This window comes from Flavobacterium calami (assembly GCF_038290035.1).
GTDB lineage: Bacteria > Bacteroidota > Bacteroidia > Flavobacteriales > Flavobacteriaceae > Flavobacterium > Flavobacterium calami.
Map to the genome: position 1 here is coordinate 1 of NZ_JBBYHS010000018.1, position 18,251 is coordinate 18,251.

An 18,251-nucleotide genomic window follows, 5' to 3' on the forward strand; every position below is an offset into this window, starting at 1 on the left:
TATAGCAGCGGAGAGGCTCTAAAGTATATTGACGATAATAAGATAGATGCCTGGATGCCTAATTTTGGGCAGTATAAGCCCGAGCGCGAAGGCTTTATTTATAACAAAGAAAAGAATCAATACGAGTGTATAAAAGAAGGAGGACACAAAGCTGTATTGGTTTTTAAAGGTGAGAAAATCGACAGCAAAAATTATCGCAAAAACCAGTATAGAAGCAGTGAATCGGACTGTAAAAAATGTCCTTTACGAGAAGAATGCTGCGGTAAGGTCACCAAATTCAAAAAGCTGGACGACAGTATCCATAAAGAACTCTACGATAAAATGCATAAAAAGCTTACCCAAAATCCCCATTATGCCAGGCGGATGGCTCGGGTGCGAAGCAAAACGGTAGAACCGGTTTTGGGAACTCTGATAAACTTTACCAACATGAAAAGGCTCAACAGCCGTGGAATCCAACAAGCCAATAAACATGTTTTGATGGCATCCCTGACTTACAACCTCAAGAAATATCTGCGTTTCATAGCGCGAAAGCCTAAATCCCAAGCCGGAATTGTATCCCCACTACAAGGAAAGGCGCAGGCTTTTTCAAAAAGCCTCTTGTTGGGCTTAAAACAGACTGTTTTTAGTCTTCTTTTTTTTGAAAACAAAACTTTACTAAAAAAATAAACCTCCTTTAAATCGCTTTAAAAGAGGTCTCTTTTTATGTTTTTTTTTATAAAGTTTATTTTTTAAGGAGGGTTGTGCAACAGCTACATGTGTAAGCGGTAGTGCTTTTTCTCGGCATATTCTAAATCTAATTCAAAAACCGATCTCTATATTTTGTAGGTGTAACGCCTACTTCTTTTTTAAAAAGTCTTGTAAAGTAGGGCGGATTTTCAAAACCTAATTCATAGGCTGTTTCTGCTACGGTTTTGTCGGTACTCATTAAAATATTTTTTGCTTCCATAACTAATGAAATGTGAATATGTTCCAGTGCTGTTTTGCCTGTTTCCTGTTTTAATAAATCGCTTAAATATTTTGGTGACAAGGCTAATTTCGTAGCCATATATTTTACAGATGGCAAGCCGTTTTTTTGGAGACCTCCGTTTTCAAAATATTGTTTCAGTATGTCGGTAAATTTCGTGATTATGGTGCCTGATAAAACAGACCTATTCAAGAATTGCCGTTTGTAAAACCGTTGAGCATATTTTAAAATGGAATCTATATGAGTAATTACAATATCTTTGCTGAACTCATCCTGATTATTGTAATATTCCAACTCTATCTTATTGAATAAATCCCATATAATATCTTCTTCCTTTGGTGACAGATGCAAAGCTTCGTTCACTTCGTAATCAAAATATCCATATTTATTTATTTCTGAATGAAGGTTATGGTTTAATAAAAAATCTTCGTGGATATAGAGTAGAAACCCTTTTTCGCTGGTTTCTACATTATTCATCATTATTTTCTGATGTGGCTTTAGAAATGCCAAAGACCCATTTTCGTGGTCATACTTTGTCCTGCCATATTGAAAGGTTCCTGTTTTTAATTTTGTTAAGGCTATCGTATAAAACGCCATCGTAAATTCTCTCTCAATAAAAGCACACTTTTCTGACTTCTCAAAAGTTAGTATGCCCAGAAGCGGATTTTCAGGTGGTGGAAATCCGTTTGATTTACAGAGTTCACTTATCGTTTTGTAATGTTTCATAAGCCCTATTTCTTAGTGAATTTATTTAATTTCATTCGTTCTTCCAAAAAAATCAAAGGTATTTAGCTACCAATTAATTTAATGAATTTTCTATGCAATACAGCTTTAATGTATCGAATAATCATAAACTAATACAATTGATACAAAAGTAGGTTACATTTTTGCAAATTGGTTTATCTTTATTTTTAAAACAGAAAGCTAGTCCGTCACCTGAAAAAATCCCGTTGCAACCTGAATGAATTCCTGAAGTTTTTTAGGTACTGCAAGTTCATCTGCTTTAGACAAACTTAAAGCTTCATCTGCTTTTTCTTCATTAGATGCAAGCTCCACCCAATTTGGATTAATTATAAGCCCGTGACCAACAGCCACCAATGACAATCCTGTTTTTAGTGCCTCTATTGCATCATTATACTGTTTGATGCCTCCAGCAGCAATAACAGGAACTCTTTGATTGACGTAATTGAGTATTAAATTTAAAATTGTAGCATCTTCATTTTCATTATCTGTTGGTTTTTGTGAAAGCAGATCAGCAAGTGAAATGTGCAGGTAGTCAATTCCGCAGTCGATTAGTTTATCAATCAATGGAAAAGTATCTTTCACTCTATAACTTTCAGGTTCTTCTGGTGAGATTCTGAAACCTATCATAAAAGGTCTGTCGGCATACTTTTCAATTACATTTTGAATTTCTTTAATCACTTCTACAGCAAAGTTCATTCGTTTTTCGGCGGATCCGCCCCAATAGTCGGTTCTTTTATTGTAATAGGGCGAAAAGAAATTTTGCAATAGAAATCCATGAGCTCCATGCAATTCTATTCCGTCAAAGCCTGCCTTTATTGCTCTGTGAGTCGTTTCACCAAAAGCCTTTATCATTTCTAAAATTTCATCATGTGTAAGTTCACGTGATACGGTTCCTCCTGCATAAAACATCGATGGTGCTAATGCTACAGGACTTGCACTTACCGGAATACCATCAGGAATAAGATCCAAAACCGCTTTATTTCCAGCATGATAAATTTGAAGTATTGCAGGTGATCCTCCTTTTTTTGCAGCATTTGCTAGTTTTTTAAGGCTCGGCAAAAACGAGTCATCGTAAGAGGCATATTCATTGTTAAAGCCTATTCCGTTTGCCATTACTCTGGTGCAGCCCGTTATTACCAATCCAACGTTTCCACTTCGAGCTTGGTAATGCTTTATTTCATCGTCTGATATGGTATAATCATCATTGCTAGCCCAGGTTGTCATTGGTGCCATTGCAATCCTGTTTTTAGTTTCAATTCCGTTTTTAAATGTAAAAGTTTGGAATAATTGTTTTGTATCTGTTGTCTTGCTCATTATTTATTTTTTTATATTGTTAAATGATGATGCAAAGGTGGGGAGTTAAATAATTCTATTAGTTATACAAAAGTCTTAATTTGTGATACAAATTACGTTCTATTTATGAGTACGAGAGTACCTGTTAGCAGTAGCCTTTTCTTCTTGCATATCTTTTTATTTTTTTAAATTCAATATCTTTAAATTCGCTTGTTCGAGTACAAATATCTGTAGATAAAAATTTAGGGACTTTCGTCTTAAATAACTCTTCCTCATAATTTGAATAGATTATATAACTTTTCCCAATTTCAAATTCTACTCCACAATCTCCATTTCCTAAACCAGTATAAATTTTTATGGTATCTGTTTTTATATCTCCTTTTAGTTTCTCTGTCACCAAAACTGTATAAATTACTTTTTTTAATATCATGTTCGGAAAATTCGAATCGGTGTAAATTTCACGAGAAATGATTTTACCTGTAAATAAAACATCTACATGATTAATTGCTTTTTTCATTTTAGATTTTCCAATACAGGTGCAGGCATTGGAAAAGCTAGTCATAGACAAAAAAGAAATAATGAATAAGAGTTGTTTCATATTTTTTCTTAAGTACACTGGTAATTAGTGGTTTGGTAATAAATTAAGCCCATTCTTCGGATTTGCCACCCGAGCGATAGCGAACAGGCGAAGCAAATCATCCCAAATACAAAACCATTTTTCCATTAAGCCAATTGCCCAAATCCGTTGTAGTTGTTATGCAACGTTTTTATTTAACTGTTTTCTTATGAAATGAATAGCTAAAAAAGCAATGAAGGCTACGATTGCCCATTTTGAAGCATCTCCAGATTTATTCATATGTTCTTGATATTCTCCACCATAAGGACCTGAGTGTTTTATGGTATTAAGAACAAATAACATTTTTTTTAAATTTGACTTGTCATTTTTAGGGTCATCAAAAAGTTGAATATTTAGCCAACCTTTTTCTCCCAAGCTTTTGCCTTCAAATAAGGTTTTTCCAAATGCATCATATTTAGCAAGTGAATAGTTTTGATTTTCTTCAATTATTAATGTGTCACATTTGTAATCTTCTGCTGTTATTTTATTTAGCATTTTTAGCACACTTTCTGATCTCTCTTCTCCAGCGCCTGGATTCTCATAATATTGATATGCAATTATTGGTGATTTTTCAATATTACTAGAGTCAATAAAGATTTTTCCATTTTCATAAAATGCATCGTAATTCATCTCAGCATTTTCTTTTTTTACTTGGGAATATTCAGTTGGAACTTGAAAAGTTAAATCTCGTAAATCTATTTTAGTTTGCGAAAACAAACTAACTGTTGAGATTAAAATTAGGAAAAAAGGGTTTTTCATATGATGTGTTTCGTAAAATGTTGCATAACGTCTTGGCACTACCAGCGGGTTTGGGACTAAATTAAGCTCTTTTTTCGGATTTGCAAAATCATCCCAAATACAAAACCATTTTCCCATTAAGCCAAATGCCCAAATCCGTTGTAGCTGTTATGCGTTGTTTTTATTTTCCTTTTCAACTACATAATAGCTAATAAAAACGTCTTCTTCTTGTAATTGTGATTCTCTATTTACTTCTTCAAATTTTACTTTTTCAATATACTCTGGTTCAATTTTAATTTCGAATGTTTCTTTTCTGTTAAAATCTCTTGCTAATAATTCCCATTCAACAATAATTCTGTCGGAATCTGTATCTGGGAGTAGTGAAATTTCAAAATATCTATTATCTTTTTGAATTAAAGGTTTATTTTCTATTGGTCTGTAAGTTATTGTTTTGTTTTCATCATCAACGTAATCGGTAAGCGATAATCTTGGAAATAAAGGAGAACCGGTATCTAGTCTTGCAACTCCACTTATAAATTTTAATATTAATCGCCAATCTTCAATAACTACAGAACCAGTATTTTCCATAACTAATTCAAAATCGCACCAAGATTTATTAACTGTATTTGAATGAAATAATGAAAATGGTTTGAGTTCAAGAAAATCTAATTTATTCCCTAAACTAAATTTTTCAATTAAAAGTTCAGAGTTAGTTTTATCCGTTAAAGTATATTTGGTTATATTTTTTTCGAAAATCGGATTTAATATAAGGTTTTCTTCGAATTTATTAAAAGAGATTTTAAAATCAAATTTGTCTTTTTGATTGATTCCGTGTAGATACCAATTATAAGTATCTTTATTTTCTTCAATTAAATCAACAATATCTTCCCAACAATATAACAAAATTTCAAAAGAACCATTTGCTTGATTTTCAACATCTTTTAATCGTACAAATTCTTCTATTTTTGCATCTTTATTTGTTGTAGATGCAATAATGTAAACAGCAAGTTCAGGTTGAAACTTTTTCGCCTTTTCTATTTCTTTGAGTATTTCTTTTTCAGATAATTTGGCATTTGAATAATCATCTTTTCCTTTCGCTTGAATTCCCCAATATTTGGTTTCTCCTTTTGGAATTCCATAAACATCAACCCCAGCTTGTTCTTGACCTAATCTGCCATTTTTTTTAATTTTATTAGGAATTGAGAAAATCTCTCCCCAAAGTTTTTTACAAAGTGATTCAAAGTCTTGCCAATTCTCTGGTTTTCCGATGGTTTTTTTCATTTAATAATTTTGTCGTTTTCTGGTAAAATAACGCATAACGTTCTGGCACTACAGCGGGTTTGGGACTAAATTAAGCCCTATTTTCGGATTTGCCAAATCATCCCAAATACAAAACCATCTTTCCATTAAGCTCAATGCCCAAATCCGTTGTAGTGGCTGTTAGCGGATGGACTTACTCTCATTTCTAGTAGATTTTGGTCAATAAAATTATTCCGTAAATCCAAAAATTATATAAAATTGTGTATGTAAATCCGTAAAATATACTTCTTTCAATATTCCCACTACATTCTGAAGACTTTTTAAATATCAATCTTAATGCTCTGAAAAAAATCCAATATAACATTCCCAAGAACACTAATATTGATATCCAAATTATTGCTCCAAGTGCAAAAAACAGATAGCTAATAATAATCGTCGCTAAAATCCACAAAATTATACTCATTATTATTCCACCGATTCCTTCTCCAATTTCTGGCATAGAATGTCCGAAACCACCGTCAGCATTCATCTCTTTTAAAAAGTTTAGTTTTTTAGAGTCAAATTTATCCGTTAATTTCCCTAAGCTATCTTTAAGTTTAGTTCCGTTATATAAACTAATTGTAATAAAAAGAAAAAAAGCGATTGAAAGAATTGAGGTTGAAATTAAGGAATTTTCTATAACTGTTTTGTGTTTTCCAATTCCATAAAACCAAACACTTAAGATTGTAATTACAATACTAATTAATGATATAGTAAATATTTTTTTTGAATCAATTAATCTTCTTCTGTTTGGTATTTTCATTTTTACCGCGATTTTTTTAGTCTATCCGCTAACTAGTTTATATACGAAACAAACAGTCACAGATCTATCCGAATTCAGGTGTATATGCGAATGTTTGCTTCGTAATTATCTTCTCAAAGATATTTATTTTTTTGCTGTAAATAATGAAGTAAGAATTTAACATATAAAATCACCTGCCAAACCTGTAATAATCCAAGTCGGGATTTTCTTTATTATTGATAGAATCTAGTATCGAATTCATAGCCATTACGCTAAAAGTAATTCCGTTTCCGCCGAATCCCAGGACATAATGTTCGTTTCTGTCGGGATCCGGTTTTCCAAAGTAGGGAAGCCCGTCTTGGGTTTCTCCAAAAGTACCAGCCCAAGAATAATCGGTTTTGAAATTAATTTTCGGGAACTTTTTTTGGAATCTGGTTAAAAGAAACCGTTCTTTTTTGGGCAATAATCTATCTCTTTTCTGGGGATCTCTAAAATCTTCATCGCCGCCGCCCATAATAATCCGGTTGTCCTGTGTTGTCCTGAAATAGACGTAAGGTTTTGAAGTATCCCAAAAAATAGCTTTTTTAAAATCATTTGACAGTTCAGGAATACTTTCAGAGGTAATTACATAAGTGCTTTTAAGATCGACAATTTTCTCAGTAAGTGTTTCCGTGCTTTCGTAACCGCTGCAATGTATAATATGGTCGGCAGAAATAGTATATTTATTTTCGGTATGAGCAATCAGTTTTTCGTTTAGTTTTTTAGTTGAAATAATGTTCGTACGGTCAAAAATCTGCATTCCGCTTTTTTGGCAATACACAAACAAATCCTGAGCAAGACGATACGGATCCATAACGGCTGCTGTTGCAGATTCTATAGCGGCCAAAGCGTTCAATCCGAATTTCTCGAGATCCCATTTTTCCAGCCATTTCACATCAAAACCATGCTTTTTTCGTGTAGCGTATTCATTTTTTAAAAACAGGACATCTTTTTTCAAGGAACAGAAATAAATACTTTTTTTGAATTCAAACTGACAGTCACTTTTTATATCATCCACGATTTTTCGCAAATCAAAAATGGCTTTTTTTCCGTTTTTGTAACTGTCAACAGCACATTTTGAACCTCTTATTTTGATAAGGTCATGCAATGAAACATCGATTTCATATTGGAGCAGGGCAGTGCTCGCAGCCGTACTCCCATTAGAGATATCACGACGGTCAACCAAAACGACTTTTTTTCCTTCATTAATAAGTTTATAGGCAATCAAAGCTCCGGTAATTCCACCGCCTATAATTAAAATCTCCGTTTCAATATTGGATGCTATAGATGGATAACTGTTTTCCATAGCATGTTTTAAGGGCCAGAAGCTTTCTGTTGAGCGTAGTTTCATTTTGATAGGTTATTTGAAATTCGTCATAATCTTAAGATCTGTTTCATAAAAATTACTTTGTCTTAACTTTTTCTTTTCGAATTACTTTGTTACTTTTTTCGTTATACACTGCATCCAGTATTTCTTTTCCGGTTTTGCTGAACACTTTTATTTTTGGTGCTTCATGAGTGCCTGTTATCGTAATTGGAAAACCAATAATTCCAAAAGGAGGAAGCCCGAGGCGCATTCTCAGGTCTAAAAGACCATCGAAACTTGTTGTTCCTTTGAGCGTAGGTTTGAAACTGGCAACACTAAAAGTAAAAGGGGTAATATGAATAAGATTGTTATCAATGGAAGATTTAATTTGGATGCCTTCCATGTCGGGATTATTCAAACCGTCCTGACCCGTTTTTTGGCTTATTCCGTCAAATAATTTAAGACCTTTTACTTTTACATCGCGTAAATTCAAAGTTCCTCCACCTTCAAGTGATTCATAAATCGGACTCATATTTCCGTCCAGATCTCCTTTTATTTTATAATCTATTGAGATGATTCCATGAGCTTTTTCGGCCACAGTTACCATATCATGAAACATCGGAATTTCGTTGTAAGCTCTTTGTACACTAAAGTTTTTTGCACGAAAATGAGCATCAAAACGGGCTGCCGTTGGCGATTCATCTTTATAAGAAGCGTCTATCAGTAATGCACAGTCAATAATATTGATAACCGCATTTTGCAAATAAAAATTACCTTTAGAAATACATGTTTTTCCTTTGAGATCGTTAAAAACAAGTCCATTATATTCAACTTTGTCAGCATTGGCTGTAAGACTTACATTTAGATTTTTAGGAACAATGACTACTCCGCTCATTTTCGGATGGTCTTCTTTTGCATACTCAACTTCCAGATTCCGGTCTTTATTTTCACCTTTTTCTAATGCCATAAATTCATCGACATTGATCAGTTTTGATTTTAAATTGAAGTTCCCGCTTAAAGTGCCACGGGATTCAAGGAAATAATTGATAGTGTTTAACAGATAACCGTTTATATCAAAATCTGATTTTCCATAAGAAGCATAGAATTTCTCAAACCACATTTTTTCATTCTGAAACCTGAAATTTCCCTGTTTAATTAAAAAAGGTTTCGGAAAAAGTTCTGACGTGGCTTTGATATTTCTTAGCAGAATCGTTCCGCGATTATCCAATTTGTCATATTGCCCGGTGGTAGCATAACTTTGTTTTCCCTGAAGAGAAAGATCGGCTTTAGCATAACCTGTAACATCCATTCCTTTTCTGGAAAACACTTTGTAAATGTTACCTACATTAAGTTCTCCTTTTATTTTGGCATTATAAGCCAGATCATTAAAGTCAGAAAGAGCCGCTTTTACATACACAGGATTTCCTTCGAATACAAAAGAAGCAGGAGCAACTGCGATAATCAGGTCTTTGTAGGTGCCGGCTTTGTTAAGCACATTGGCTGCAAAAGTAATCTTTGTGATTGGGTTTGGATAGGAATCTGTTTTGAGCCAGCCATTATCTAATGAAATTCCGCCTCTGGTTTTAGGAAATAATTTTTTAGAAGTACTAAAAAGCCCATTTGCGTCTATATCGGTTATTAAGGTTCCTTTTAAATCTATTGTGTTTAAACCCAGCGCAGCATCAAGTGTAGCAAGATCAAGTGCGCCTTTTATCTTTGCATTGACATTCATTTCTGTGAATCCTTTGCTTTGCAAAAATGCAGTGAAATAATCATTATGCCCTACGTTGAAACTGAGCTTGCTTAAATTGACCCTTAATTTTTCGACATCAAGTGAAGGCATGATGGTATTAAGGTTCATTTGAAAATTGGTCAGCGGAACAGGAGCATCTTTATAATTTACAGAGCCTTCGTTAATTTTTATGTTGAAAGCAAGATCCGGTTTTTGTTTTTTGGCCACATTATAATTTCCTTTAAAAGTAAAAAGCAAATCACTTCGTCCGGACAGCTGTGTATTTTCAAGCCAGGTTAAATATTCAGGAGGCATTACCGAAAAGAGGTCTTTTAAAGTTGTGTTTTCAGAAGCAGCCTTGATATTTATTTTATATCCGTCTCTTAAAATGGTAAATAAACCGGTGAATTTTAAAGGCAATTTATTGATTTTCAATTCGTTTTTTTGAAGAATAAAAGACAGCGCATGTGTATTGATTCTGGTAATTAAATCGGCATGTACTTCTTTTTTTCTCAAATAAGCCGTTCGGTTGTAGTAGAAACTGACATTATCAATTTGTGCATCTGTGTTCAGGTCGAAAATATCTTCGCTTAAATTTCCTTTTCCCACATAATTGAAGCCTTTTGCATCTATCAGAATTTTGGCAGAACGGTCATTGTATTTAATGTTACAGTTTTTAAAATCAATGCGCTCTAAACGAATTGCAGTTCCTTCATCTGGAGCATTTTTATTGTTTTTGTCTTTTTCCGAAAGTTCTTCAGGAGCAATGTAAATATTGTAATTGGCTTGTCCTTTTTGATTCACCATTACATTTATATCAGCGTTTGAAACGTATAATTTGTTAATTTTTACTTCATTATCAAACAATAATCTTTTAATATTAATTCCGAATGCCACCTGTTTGGCTTTTAACAAAGTATCATTTTTAAACGGAGCAGAACCAGTTAGCGATAAATCATCAAGCGAAACGGTCAGGGAAGGGAAGTGGGTAAAAAACGAAAACCTGGATTTTGAAAATTCTATTTTGCTGTCTAATCTTTGGTTTGCAATTTTTTTGACCTCAGAAGCTACTGTTCCGGGAAAAAAAAGCGGAATTAAATAAAGCAGCAATAAAACAGAGGCTATGACTATTCCTGAAATTTTTAACGTCTTTAAAACAATATTTTTGAAATTGTAATTCATTTCGTATCACTATAGTTACGGTTTCTTTTTGGTATCTTCTGCTTTTTTGGCTTCTTCATCAGCTTTTTTCTTTTCTTCCTTAGCTTTTTCTTCTTTTTCTTCTTTTTCTTTTTCAAGTTTTTCCTGCTGTTCTTCCTTTTTTTCTTTTGCTTCTTCAAGCTTTTCTTCCTTCTCTTTTTCTTTTTTCTTAAAATAACCTCTCAAAAGAAAGTTGCTTTTGGCAGCTTCCATGTTTTCGCTGAAACCTTTAGTCCCTTTTTCCAGATTATTAAGCGTTTTGTCCATTGCGTTTGCCATGCCTGGATCACGCATTAATTTTGCCAAGGCTCCATTGCCGTTGTTCATGCTATGGCTGAAAACGGCCAGTTCTTCAGAAATTATACTTACGTTATCCATGCTTTTTTTGACACTTTTCATAATGTCGTTCATTTCAATTCCGTTAACCGACGCAATCTGTCCGTTATTTTCGATTATTTTTTGTGATTTCACACCAGGCGTAATAGTAAGTACTTTATCGCCCATTAGTCCGTCAGAGCCAATACTGGCTTTTGCATCGGTTTTAATAAATTCACGGATCTCGTCTTTAATGACCATTCCTACAATTACTGTAGAGTCGTTTGCCAGCTGAATTTCGTCTACAGTACCAATGTTGATTCCTGAAAAGCGCACGTTATTGCCAACCTCTAAACCGCTTACGGTTTTAAAACTCGATGTGATTCGAAATGTTGAGCCAAAAAGATTTTTTTGTTTTCCGATAAAATATACTGCCAGTACAAAAAGCAGTAGCCCTATAGTGACAAACATTCCTAATTTCCAGGTGTATCCAGATTGCTTTTTCATGATTTTTGATTTTGATTTTTATTCAAAGAATGAGCGTACCCATTCGTCTTCACTTTTTTCTAATTCTTCGTAAGTTCCTTCTGCGTGTATTATGCCTTCTTTTAGAACTATAATGCGGTCAGCGGTTAGCTTTGCACAAGCCATGTCATGCGTGATAATAATTGCAGTGGTTTTTTGCTTGTGTTTGATGTCTAAAATTAATTCGCTGATTTCCCTTGATGTAATGGTGTCTAAACCTGTTGTAGGTTCATCATACAAAATGATTTCGGGTTTTAGAATTAAGGTTCGCGCCAGACCAATTCTTTTGCGCATTCCTCCGGATAATTCGGAAGGCATTTTATCGACAGCATCCACAAGACCTACATTGTCCAGAGCTTCAAGTACTTCTTTCTCTACTTCTTTACTGGTTAAGTCCGGTTTATGTTTCCTTAGCGTAAAAGCCAGATTTTCCCTCACCGTCATCGAGTCGTACAAGGCACCGCTCTGAAATAAAAAACCTATACGGACTCTCATTTCGTTCAGTTCTTTTTTTTGAAGTTCCAGTACATTTTCGTCAAAAACATATATTTCGCCTTTATCCGGAGAAATAAGTCCGACAATGCATTTTATAGTAACTGATTTTCCGGAACCTGAACGTCCCAAAATCACTAAATCTTCTCCTTTGTTTACCGTAAAATTTACTCCTTTTAAAATATGGTTCTTCTTGCCAAAAGTTTTATGCAAATCTTTGATTTCAATGATTGCCTTTTTTTTGCTGGCTTTAACTTCTGCTGTATTTTCTGTTTCCTTTTTCATCTTAAAAAAATAAATCGGTTATCTGAACGGCCAGCATATCAATAATAAAAATGGAAAGGGAAGCTGTTACAACGGCTGAGTTTGCAGCTTTACCAACGCTTTCGGTTCCATTAGAAGCGTTAAAACCTTTATAACAACCGATCATTCCAATGAAAAAACCAAAGAAAAAGGTTTTTATAGTGGCCGGAATTATATCCAGGAATTCCAGTGACTGAAAAATTTTAGTGATATATCTGTAAAAGCTGACATGACCATGTATATTTATCCCCACATAACCACCAAAGATTCCAATAGCATCGGCAAAAAATACCAATATAGGCACCATTAAGGTACACGCCAGAATTCGGGTAACTACCAAATAATTATATGGATTAATGGCTGAAACTTCCATGGCATCAATTTGTTCGGTCACTTTCATAGAACCCAGTTCAGCTCCAATTCCTGAGGATATTTTTCCCGCACAAATCAAAGCGGTAATTACAGGGGCAATTTCTCTGATAAGCGATAAGGCCACCATTCCCGGAAGCCATGATTCTGCACCAAATTTTACCAGTGTAGGTCTTGACTGCAAGGTGAGTACCAGCCCCATTATAAAGCCAGTTATGGCAACCAATGGCAGGGATTTGTAACCAATAACATAACATTGTTTCAAAAACTGTCTGGTCTCATAAGGAGGTACAAAAACCTCTTTAAAAAACCGGCCAGCAAACTTGGTTGCATTCCCTACATCTTCGAAAGTATTTTTTAAGCTGAGAATCAAAATATTTAGTTTTTAGGTTGAAGTGTTTAAAAAAAAACAGTTTTTTTAACAGTTTGCGCTGCTTTTTTAATAATGATGAAAGTTACCCCTATACTTGTTAAAATTCTTTACACAACTTTTCATCAACCTTATATAATTTTCATTAACACATAATAATTAACACAAATTGACGTTGCCTAAAAATTTGAAGAAAAAAAAATCCCTTCTTGCTGAAGGGATTGATTTGAATAATTAAAATCTTTATGAGTTGATAATCATATCAGCTTTTGTTTTTACCAGATCGATTACTTTGCATTCGGCTTCCTTAAAATTTTCCATGATTAATCTGGCGGTCAGATAACAAACTGTAGATTCTGCTCCCTGATTCAGGTTTACATTTTCTTTTTCAAGACCATCGTATCCGCCTCCGCTTACAGGATTGTACATAATCTGGTTTAAATGATTTTTTCCTAAAAACCAGTTAAATGCAGTTTTCATATGATCTTTGTATAATGGATTCTTAAACGCATTATAAAAACCGTTTAAAGTCTGAATAATGTATGAAACATCAATTGGCTGTTCTCCATACTCCTGTGGCTGTTCATTTTTATGATACCATCCTTTGTTTGAAATCACTTTGAAACCTTTTTTGGTATACATTTTTGAAAGAAGGAAATCAAGCGATTCTAAAGCTATTTTTTTGTAAATAGGTTTGTTGGTTACCAGATAAGCATACAGCATAGATTCTGGAAGAATACCATTTCCGTAAGTCAGATAGTTTTCAAACCATTTCCAGTCTTTGGTGGCGTGAATTTCATAATTTGAAACCAGTTTTGCATTTAGTTTGTTGATAATTGCAGAAACATACAAATTAGGAATAACAGAATTATAAAGGTAGAGTCCTTTTGTAGCAAATCCGATAGATCGTGGTGACTGAATTGTTTCTGCCCAGGGCAAGCTTTTCAGAAAACACTCAGAAGCTTTATGAACAATGTTTTCAGGTAAAATATCTTTTAAGGCTACCACACTTCCCAACGCCCAAATTCCTCTCGCGTTTGAATCTTCAAGGTTTACTTCAGCATTTTGTTCAATATGTTCCCTGTTGTGTTCATCTACATAGTTGATAAAACTTCCATCGGGTTTTTGGCAGCGTTCAATAAAATCTACATAAATTAGAATATATGGTAAGTCATCCTTGTCGCCGGTCAATTTATAATGCATTCCAAGTGCTACCAGCGCTCGTGCATTATCGTCTAATGTGTAACCGGTAGATAAATCAGGAATTGATATTTTACAGAACTGAACAATACCCAGTTCAGTTGTCATTTTTTTGATATGCGCCAATTGAACTTCAGGATAATCAAATTCAATTGCAGTTTCATTTTCAATTAGGGTTTTGTAGGTATTCATGTGAGTAATAGCTACGTTTTCCCATGATGATGCACGTGTTTTAGCGAAAGCATTTTTGCCCATTTCTTCTCTCAAATGGTCGTCAGAAAGCAGTTTTAATGTTGCCTGTGCAAACTGATCTACATTTCCAATATCAACCAAAATTCCGCAGTCTGAAGTCAGAACTTCTACCGTATGTGGAATTTTGGATGCTACGAGCGGACATGCACAGCTCATGGCATAAGAAAAAGTACCGCTTACAGCCTGATTAGGATCTTTTGAAGTAAAGAGATAAATGTCGGCAGCTTGCAGGTAATTTAAAAGTTCATTAGTATCTAAATATTTGTTTATAAAACGAACATTTTCATGTAAATTTAATTCATCCACAAGGGCTTCTAATTTTTCACGATATTGATCAACACCGTCAACAATCAGATTTGGATGTGTTCTGCCAATAATCAAATAAAGCACATTGGGTTCTTTTTCTACAATTTTAGCCAAAGCCTGCAGACCGGTTTCAATATTTTTTCCTTCTCCCAAAAGTCCGAAAGTAGCGAGAACCTTTTTGTCTTCAAAACCGAATTTTCTTTTTGCCTGTTCAGGGGTTTCATAAACTACAACGTGGGTTCCGTGTGGCACGCAGGTAATAATTTCTTTCTGAATGTCATAATCTCTGATCAGTATGTCACGAGACTGATTTGTCATTACAAAAACCGAATTGCTGTAAGAAAGCAACAGTTTTACAAACGTTTTCAGTTCAGGATTAGGATTCTGGATTACACTGTGAAAAGTAAAAGTTACAGGTTTTTTTATCACATTTAAAAACTCTAACAAATGATCTCCATAATTACCGCCAAACAAACCAAATTCATGTTGGATATGAACAAGTTTTACCAAATTGTCATTATTGATTTCTTCGGCAACTCTTACATAATCATCCTTGTCAGTTGTGTTTAAAGTAAAGGCCTGTGTTGGATTTTCTTTTGGAGATTTAACCAAATCGCAAATTTCGCAGCTGATTGAATTTCCGTAGACATCCATAATTCCTTTTATGGTGTCCTGTGTATAAGTTGCAATACCACATTGTGTTGGCGGATAAGTTGACAGGAAAACTATTTTCGATTTAATTTTTTGTAGCGTCTTCATGGAGTTCTTTTTTAATTCGTTTAATAAATCGTTAAGGTTCAAAGAGGCCGCAGCGATTTTGTCATCTGCAGCGTCGTAATAAATATATAGTCGGTTTTCAAAAATGGCTGTTCCGGTCTGGAAAATCACATAATTTACATAACCATGTCTTCATAATATTCTGAAGGTTTTAGCATTGTTTTAATGTCTGACCAATATTCTTACTCATTATTGATATCTAATAAAACAGTACATTAATGATAATTTTTTCTGCGGTATGGTAGATTCTAAATGATAACATGATGATAACATGTTTTGTACCCAATTCCGCCTGTTTAAAATTTCATTTTTTAAAATTAGAATTTAGGCATACCTGAAATTAATCCAATCCGTTTAAAAATTAACTCTAATGATTATTTATGGGAATTATGTAATAAAGCTGTTTTGTAAAATAATTTTTATAAAACCATTTTTTAAAGTTAAAAAAAAAATTAATAGGATTAATGTTAAATATTTGATTATGTGATATTTGAGTAAATGTAAAATAGTTACCTGTGTTTTAGGAATATGTGTTTAAGCTGTTGAAAAACAGGGTATTATTTATTAAAAAAGCAAAATGACTACAAAATATCAAGAGAAACTAATGCAGCTTTTACTTACTAAGCCTCAGCAAGCGATAGAAAAACTCGATTTGGTTTACGTAAGTGACAAATCCATGCTAATCGAAAGATGTAAGGAAGGAGAGGTTTTTGTTTATAGAAAAAATGGAAGATGTATTAAACAAAAATCAGAACTTAAACGTATCAACAGTCTGGTGCTTCCGCCGGCCTGGGAAAATGTCAGGATTTCTGAACTGACCAACGGACATCTTCAGGCTGTGGGTCTTGATGATAAAAAAAGAAAGCAATACAGGTATCATCCTAAATGGAATTTAATTAGAAACCAGACCAAGTTTTATAAAATAGCCGATTTTGGAAGAAAACTGCCTTTTATAAGAAAGCAGGTCGATGCCGATTTAGAAAAAAAAGAATGGTCGAAAAATAAAGTTGTAGCCCTTGTAATCCGTTTAATGGAGGAAACTCATATTAGGATCGGGAATGAAAAGTATGCCAAAGACAATAAATCATACGGGCTTTCTACTTTGCGAAAACGACATATTAACATCAATAAAAATGCGATACGGTTTGAATTCATCGGAAAAAAAGGAAAACAGCATTCAATAACAATTCGTAACAAGCAACTGATTAAATTAGTGAGCAAATGTGAAGAAATTCCGGGTTGGGAAGTGTTTAAATATTATGATGAAAATGGAGAAAGAAAAATTCTCGACAGTCACATGGTCAACGTGTACCTGCACGAAATATCAGGTGAATATTTTAGTGCCAAAGATTTTAGAACCTGGTCAGCCTCGGTTATTTTTTTTGAAACCTTAATGGAAATTGGAATTACTGAAGATGAAAAAGAAATTAAAAAAAACATCCTTACTGCTTATGATGTAACGGCTGAAGCTTTGGGAAATACACGAAATGTCTGCAAGAATTATTACGTTCACCCGCTGTTAATATCAACTTATGAGGACGGAACAATAAAGGAATATTTTGATAAGGTCAAAAAAAGCCGTAGCAATAAACAGTATTTCTCCCGTACAGAAACTGCATTTTTAGAATTAATCAACCATTATCAGCCTCTTTCTATCTAAAAGAGTAGAATTTTTTGGCAATAAAAGCGATCGGAAAACCAATGCAGGTAATGATTATTAAAATGGAAATAAGCAAAGGAAAATCTAAATGTTTGTTCGGAAGCTGAGGAAATGCAATGGGCAGAACAATCAAATTCATAATACTCCATGCAAAAAGACCATATATAGCCCCGGACAGAAAAGCATTTTTTTTAAGAAATGGAAAATTCGGGTAGATGGTAAAATAAAACCACGCAAAGGTAAAAGCTATAAAATAATGCAAACCCAATCCATAGAAGACCATTTCGGGGCCGCCGGTATAAGCTTCCTTTTTAAAAATACCGCTGGCAATAGACCGAAGGATTTTTGTGGGATGAAGTTTGGTTAAAATGAAAGAATAAAAAGTAATTGCTGCCACAAGGTCCATTGTTCCTGCTACTAATCCGGCCAAAAAAACGGCTCCGCCTTTTGCTTTCATATAAATATCTTTTTAGGGATTGATGAGCTAATTTACAATTTATTTAGATATTTAAAAATGTTATTTAGTTGATTTGTATGACGTTGCGTGTGAATTAGTCCAAAATTGATCCATTCAAAAATGGTAAAGTTTTCAAAACCCGGAATCTGAAAATCGAGACATGTCAGCGTTAAATCATAAGTTTCAGAAGCTTTTAATAAATCAGATTCTATTGTAAGGATTTGTATAGTCAGGGAGTTTTTGGAATATTCTTTTGCTTCGGGTTTCAAAAAAGCGGGAGAATCCATTTTAGTATTAAAATCCAAAAAAATCCGTTCAAGTTCAGGTACATGCGCATCGTATTTACGAATTGTCTTTTGGGTATTTCCGGCAAATAATTCAGGATAACCTGAACACGCAAGAATAATATGCTGGATGACCTGTGCGGCTGTCCAGCTGTTTTTATAAGGAATTGTATTTAATTCTTCCTGCGTAAATGAAGAAACTGTTTCATTCCATTTTTTGAATGTTTCAATGATATTATTTTGTACAGTTTCTTTCATTTTTTCTAAA

The 18,251-nt window shown here is 33.9% G+C and carries 16 protein-coding genes; 2 read left to right on the forward strand and 14 right to left on the reverse strand.

The window, feature by feature from the left end; all coding sequences use genetic code 11:
* Positions 1–666 (forward strand): transposase (locus AAEO57_RS16250; RefSeq protein ID WP_341694086.1); only part of this gene is annotated, 666 nt, incomplete at its 5' end.
* 127 nt (positions 667–793) lie between these two features.
* Here the strand turns inward: AAEO57_RS16250 and AAEO57_RS16255 are convergent.
* The 12 genes from AAEO57_RS16255 to AAEO57_RS16310 form a co-directional block, all read right to left on the reverse strand.
* Positions 794–1,690, reverse strand: coding sequence for a helix-turn-helix domain-containing protein (locus AAEO57_RS16255; protein ID WP_341694087.1), 897 nt, complete (start codon positions 1,688–1,690; stop codon positions 794–796).
* A 198-nt stretch (positions 1,691–1,888) separates the two neighbouring features.
* Positions 1,889–3,022 carry an NADH-dependent flavin oxidoreductase gene (locus tag AAEO57_RS16260; protein WP_341694088.1) on the reverse strand — a complete coding sequence of 378 codons (1,134 nt, stop codon included), beginning with the start codon at positions 3,020–3,022 and terminating at the stop codon, positions 1,889–1,891.
* A gap of 124 nt (positions 3,023–3,146) precedes the next feature.
* Positions 3,147–3,518, reverse strand: coding sequence for a hypothetical protein (locus AAEO57_RS16265; protein ID WP_341694089.1), 372 nt, complete (start codon positions 3,516–3,518; stop codon positions 3,147–3,149).
* A gap of 237 nt (positions 3,519–3,755) precedes the next feature.
* Positions 3,756–4,493, reverse strand: a complete 738-nt coding sequence (locus tag AAEO57_RS16270; protein ID WP_341694090.1) for a hypothetical protein — start codon at positions 4,491–4,493, stop codon at positions 3,756–3,758.
* A 30-nt stretch (positions 4,494–4,523) separates the two neighbouring features.
* Positions 4,524–5,636, reverse strand: coding sequence for a hypothetical protein (locus AAEO57_RS16275; protein WP_341694091.1), 1,113 nt, complete (start codon positions 5,634–5,636; stop codon positions 4,524–4,526).
* 184 nt (positions 5,637–5,820) lie between these two features.
* Positions 5,821–6,417: a hypothetical protein gene (locus tag AAEO57_RS16280; RefSeq protein WP_341694092.1), complete on the reverse strand. Its 597-nt coding sequence runs from the start codon at positions 6,415–6,417 to the stop codon at positions 5,821–5,823.
* Positions 6,418–6,586: 169 nt separating this feature from the next.
* A complete protein-coding gene (locus AAEO57_RS16285) occupies positions 6,587–7,786 on the reverse strand; it encodes an NAD(P)/FAD-dependent oxidoreductase (protein ID WP_341694093.1) in 1,200 nt (399 codons plus the stop codon).
* 52 nt (positions 7,787–7,838) lie between these two features.
* On the reverse strand, positions 7,839–10,655 hold the full coding sequence (locus AAEO57_RS16290) for an AsmA family protein (RefSeq protein WP_341694094.1): 2,817 nt from the start codon (positions 10,653–10,655) through the stop codon (positions 7,839–7,841).
* Between the two features lie 15 nt (positions 10,656–10,670).
* Positions 10,671–11,495 carry an MlaD family protein gene (locus AAEO57_RS16295; protein ID WP_341694095.1) on the reverse strand — a complete coding sequence of 275 codons (825 nt, stop codon included), beginning with the start codon at positions 11,493–11,495 and terminating at the stop codon, positions 10,671–10,673.
* Positions 11,496–11,513: 18 nt separating this feature from the next.
* Positions 11,514–12,290: an ABC transporter ATP-binding protein gene (locus AAEO57_RS16300; RefSeq protein ID WP_341694096.1), complete on the reverse strand. Its 777-nt coding sequence runs from the start codon at positions 12,288–12,290 to the stop codon at positions 11,514–11,516.
* A gap of 1 nt (position 12,291) precedes the next feature.
* Complete coding sequence (locus AAEO57_RS16305; RefSeq protein ID WP_341694097.1) at positions 12,292–13,050, reverse strand: MlaE family ABC transporter permease; 759 nt, start codon at positions 13,048–13,050, stop codon at positions 12,292–12,294.
* A gap of 240 nt (positions 13,051–13,290) precedes the next feature.
* On the reverse strand, positions 13,291–15,693 hold the full coding sequence (locus tag AAEO57_RS16310) for a glycosyltransferase (protein WP_341694098.1): 2,403 nt from the start codon (positions 15,691–15,693) through the stop codon (positions 13,291–13,293).
* Between the two features lie 466 nt (positions 15,694–16,159).
* Here AAEO57_RS16310 and AAEO57_RS16315 point away from each other — a divergent pair, with 466 nt between their 5' ends.
* Positions 16,160–17,242 carry a DNA topoisomerase IB gene (locus AAEO57_RS16315; protein ID WP_341694099.1) on the forward strand — a complete coding sequence of 361 codons (1,083 nt, stop codon included), beginning with the start codon at positions 16,160–16,162 and terminating at the stop codon, positions 17,240–17,242.
* Here AAEO57_RS16315 and AAEO57_RS16320 read toward each other — a convergent pair.
* The gene (locus tag AAEO57_RS16320) at positions 17,235–17,699 is read right to left on the reverse strand and encodes a DUF1440 domain-containing protein (protein ID WP_341694100.1); all 465 of its coding nucleotides are present in this window, start codon (positions 17,697–17,699) and stop codon (positions 17,235–17,237) included. The genes AAEO57_RS16315 and AAEO57_RS16320 overlap by 8 nt on opposite strands.
* Positions 17,700–17,731: 32 nt before the next feature.
* Positions 17,732–18,241 carry a DinB family protein gene (locus tag AAEO57_RS16325; RefSeq protein WP_341694101.1) on the reverse strand — a complete coding sequence of 170 codons (510 nt, stop codon included), beginning with the start codon at positions 18,239–18,241 and terminating at the stop codon, positions 17,732–17,734.
* Between the last annotated feature and the right edge of the window lie 10 nt (positions 18,242–18,251).

What these genes read in the sequence shown, in the direction of transcription:
- AAEO57_RS16255 (WP_341694087.1), bottom strand. Translation starts at nt 1,690, where the DNA reads ATGAAACATTACAAAACGATAAGTGAACTCTGTAAATCAAACGGATTT.
- AAEO57_RS16260 (WP_341694088.1), bottom strand. Translation starts at nt 3,022, where the DNA reads ATGAGCAAGACAACAGATACAAAACAATTATTCCAAACTTTTACATTT.
- AAEO57_RS16265 (WP_341694089.1), bottom strand. Translation starts at nt 3,518, where the DNA reads ATGAAAAAAGCAATTAATCATGTAGATGTTTTATTTACAGGTAAAATC.
- AAEO57_RS16270 (WP_341694090.1), bottom strand. Translation starts at nt 4,493, where the DNA reads ATGGGAAAATGGTTTTGTATTTGGGATGATTTTGCAAATCCGAAAAAA.
- AAEO57_RS16275 (WP_341694091.1), bottom strand. Translation starts at nt 5,636, where the DNA reads ATGAAAAAAACCATCGGAAAACCAGAGAATTGGCAAGACTTTGAATCA.
- AAEO57_RS16280 (WP_341694092.1), bottom strand. Translation starts at nt 6,417, where the DNA reads ATGAAAATACCAAACAGAAGAAGATTAATTGATTCAAAAAAAATATTT.
- AAEO57_RS16285 (WP_341694093.1), bottom strand. Translation starts at nt 7,786, where the DNA reads ATGAAACTACGCTCAACAGAAAGCTTCTGGCCCTTAAAACATGCTATG.
- AAEO57_RS16290 (WP_341694094.1), bottom strand. Translation starts at nt 10,655, where the DNA reads ATGAATTACAATTTCAAAAATATTGTTTTAAAGACGTTAAAAATTTCA.
- AAEO57_RS16295 (WP_341694095.1), bottom strand. Translation starts at nt 11,495, where the DNA reads ATGAAAAAGCAATCTGGATACACCTGGAAATTAGGAATGTTTGTCACT.
- AAEO57_RS16300 (WP_341694096.1), bottom strand. Translation starts at nt 12,290, where the DNA reads ATGAAAAAGGAAACAGAAAATACAGCAGAAGTTAAAGCCAGCAAAAAA.
- AAEO57_RS16315 (WP_341694099.1), top strand. Translation starts at nt 16,160, where the DNA reads ATGACTACAAAATATCAAGAGAAACTAATGCAGCTTTTACTTACTAAG.
- AAEO57_RS16320 (WP_341694100.1), bottom strand. Translation starts at nt 17,699, where the DNA reads ATGAAAGCAAAAGGCGGAGCCGTTTTTTTGGCCGGATTAGTAGCAGGA.
- AAEO57_RS16325 (WP_341694101.1), bottom strand. Translation starts at nt 18,241, where the DNA reads ATGAAAGAAACTGTACAAAATAATATCATTGAAACATTCAAAAAATGG.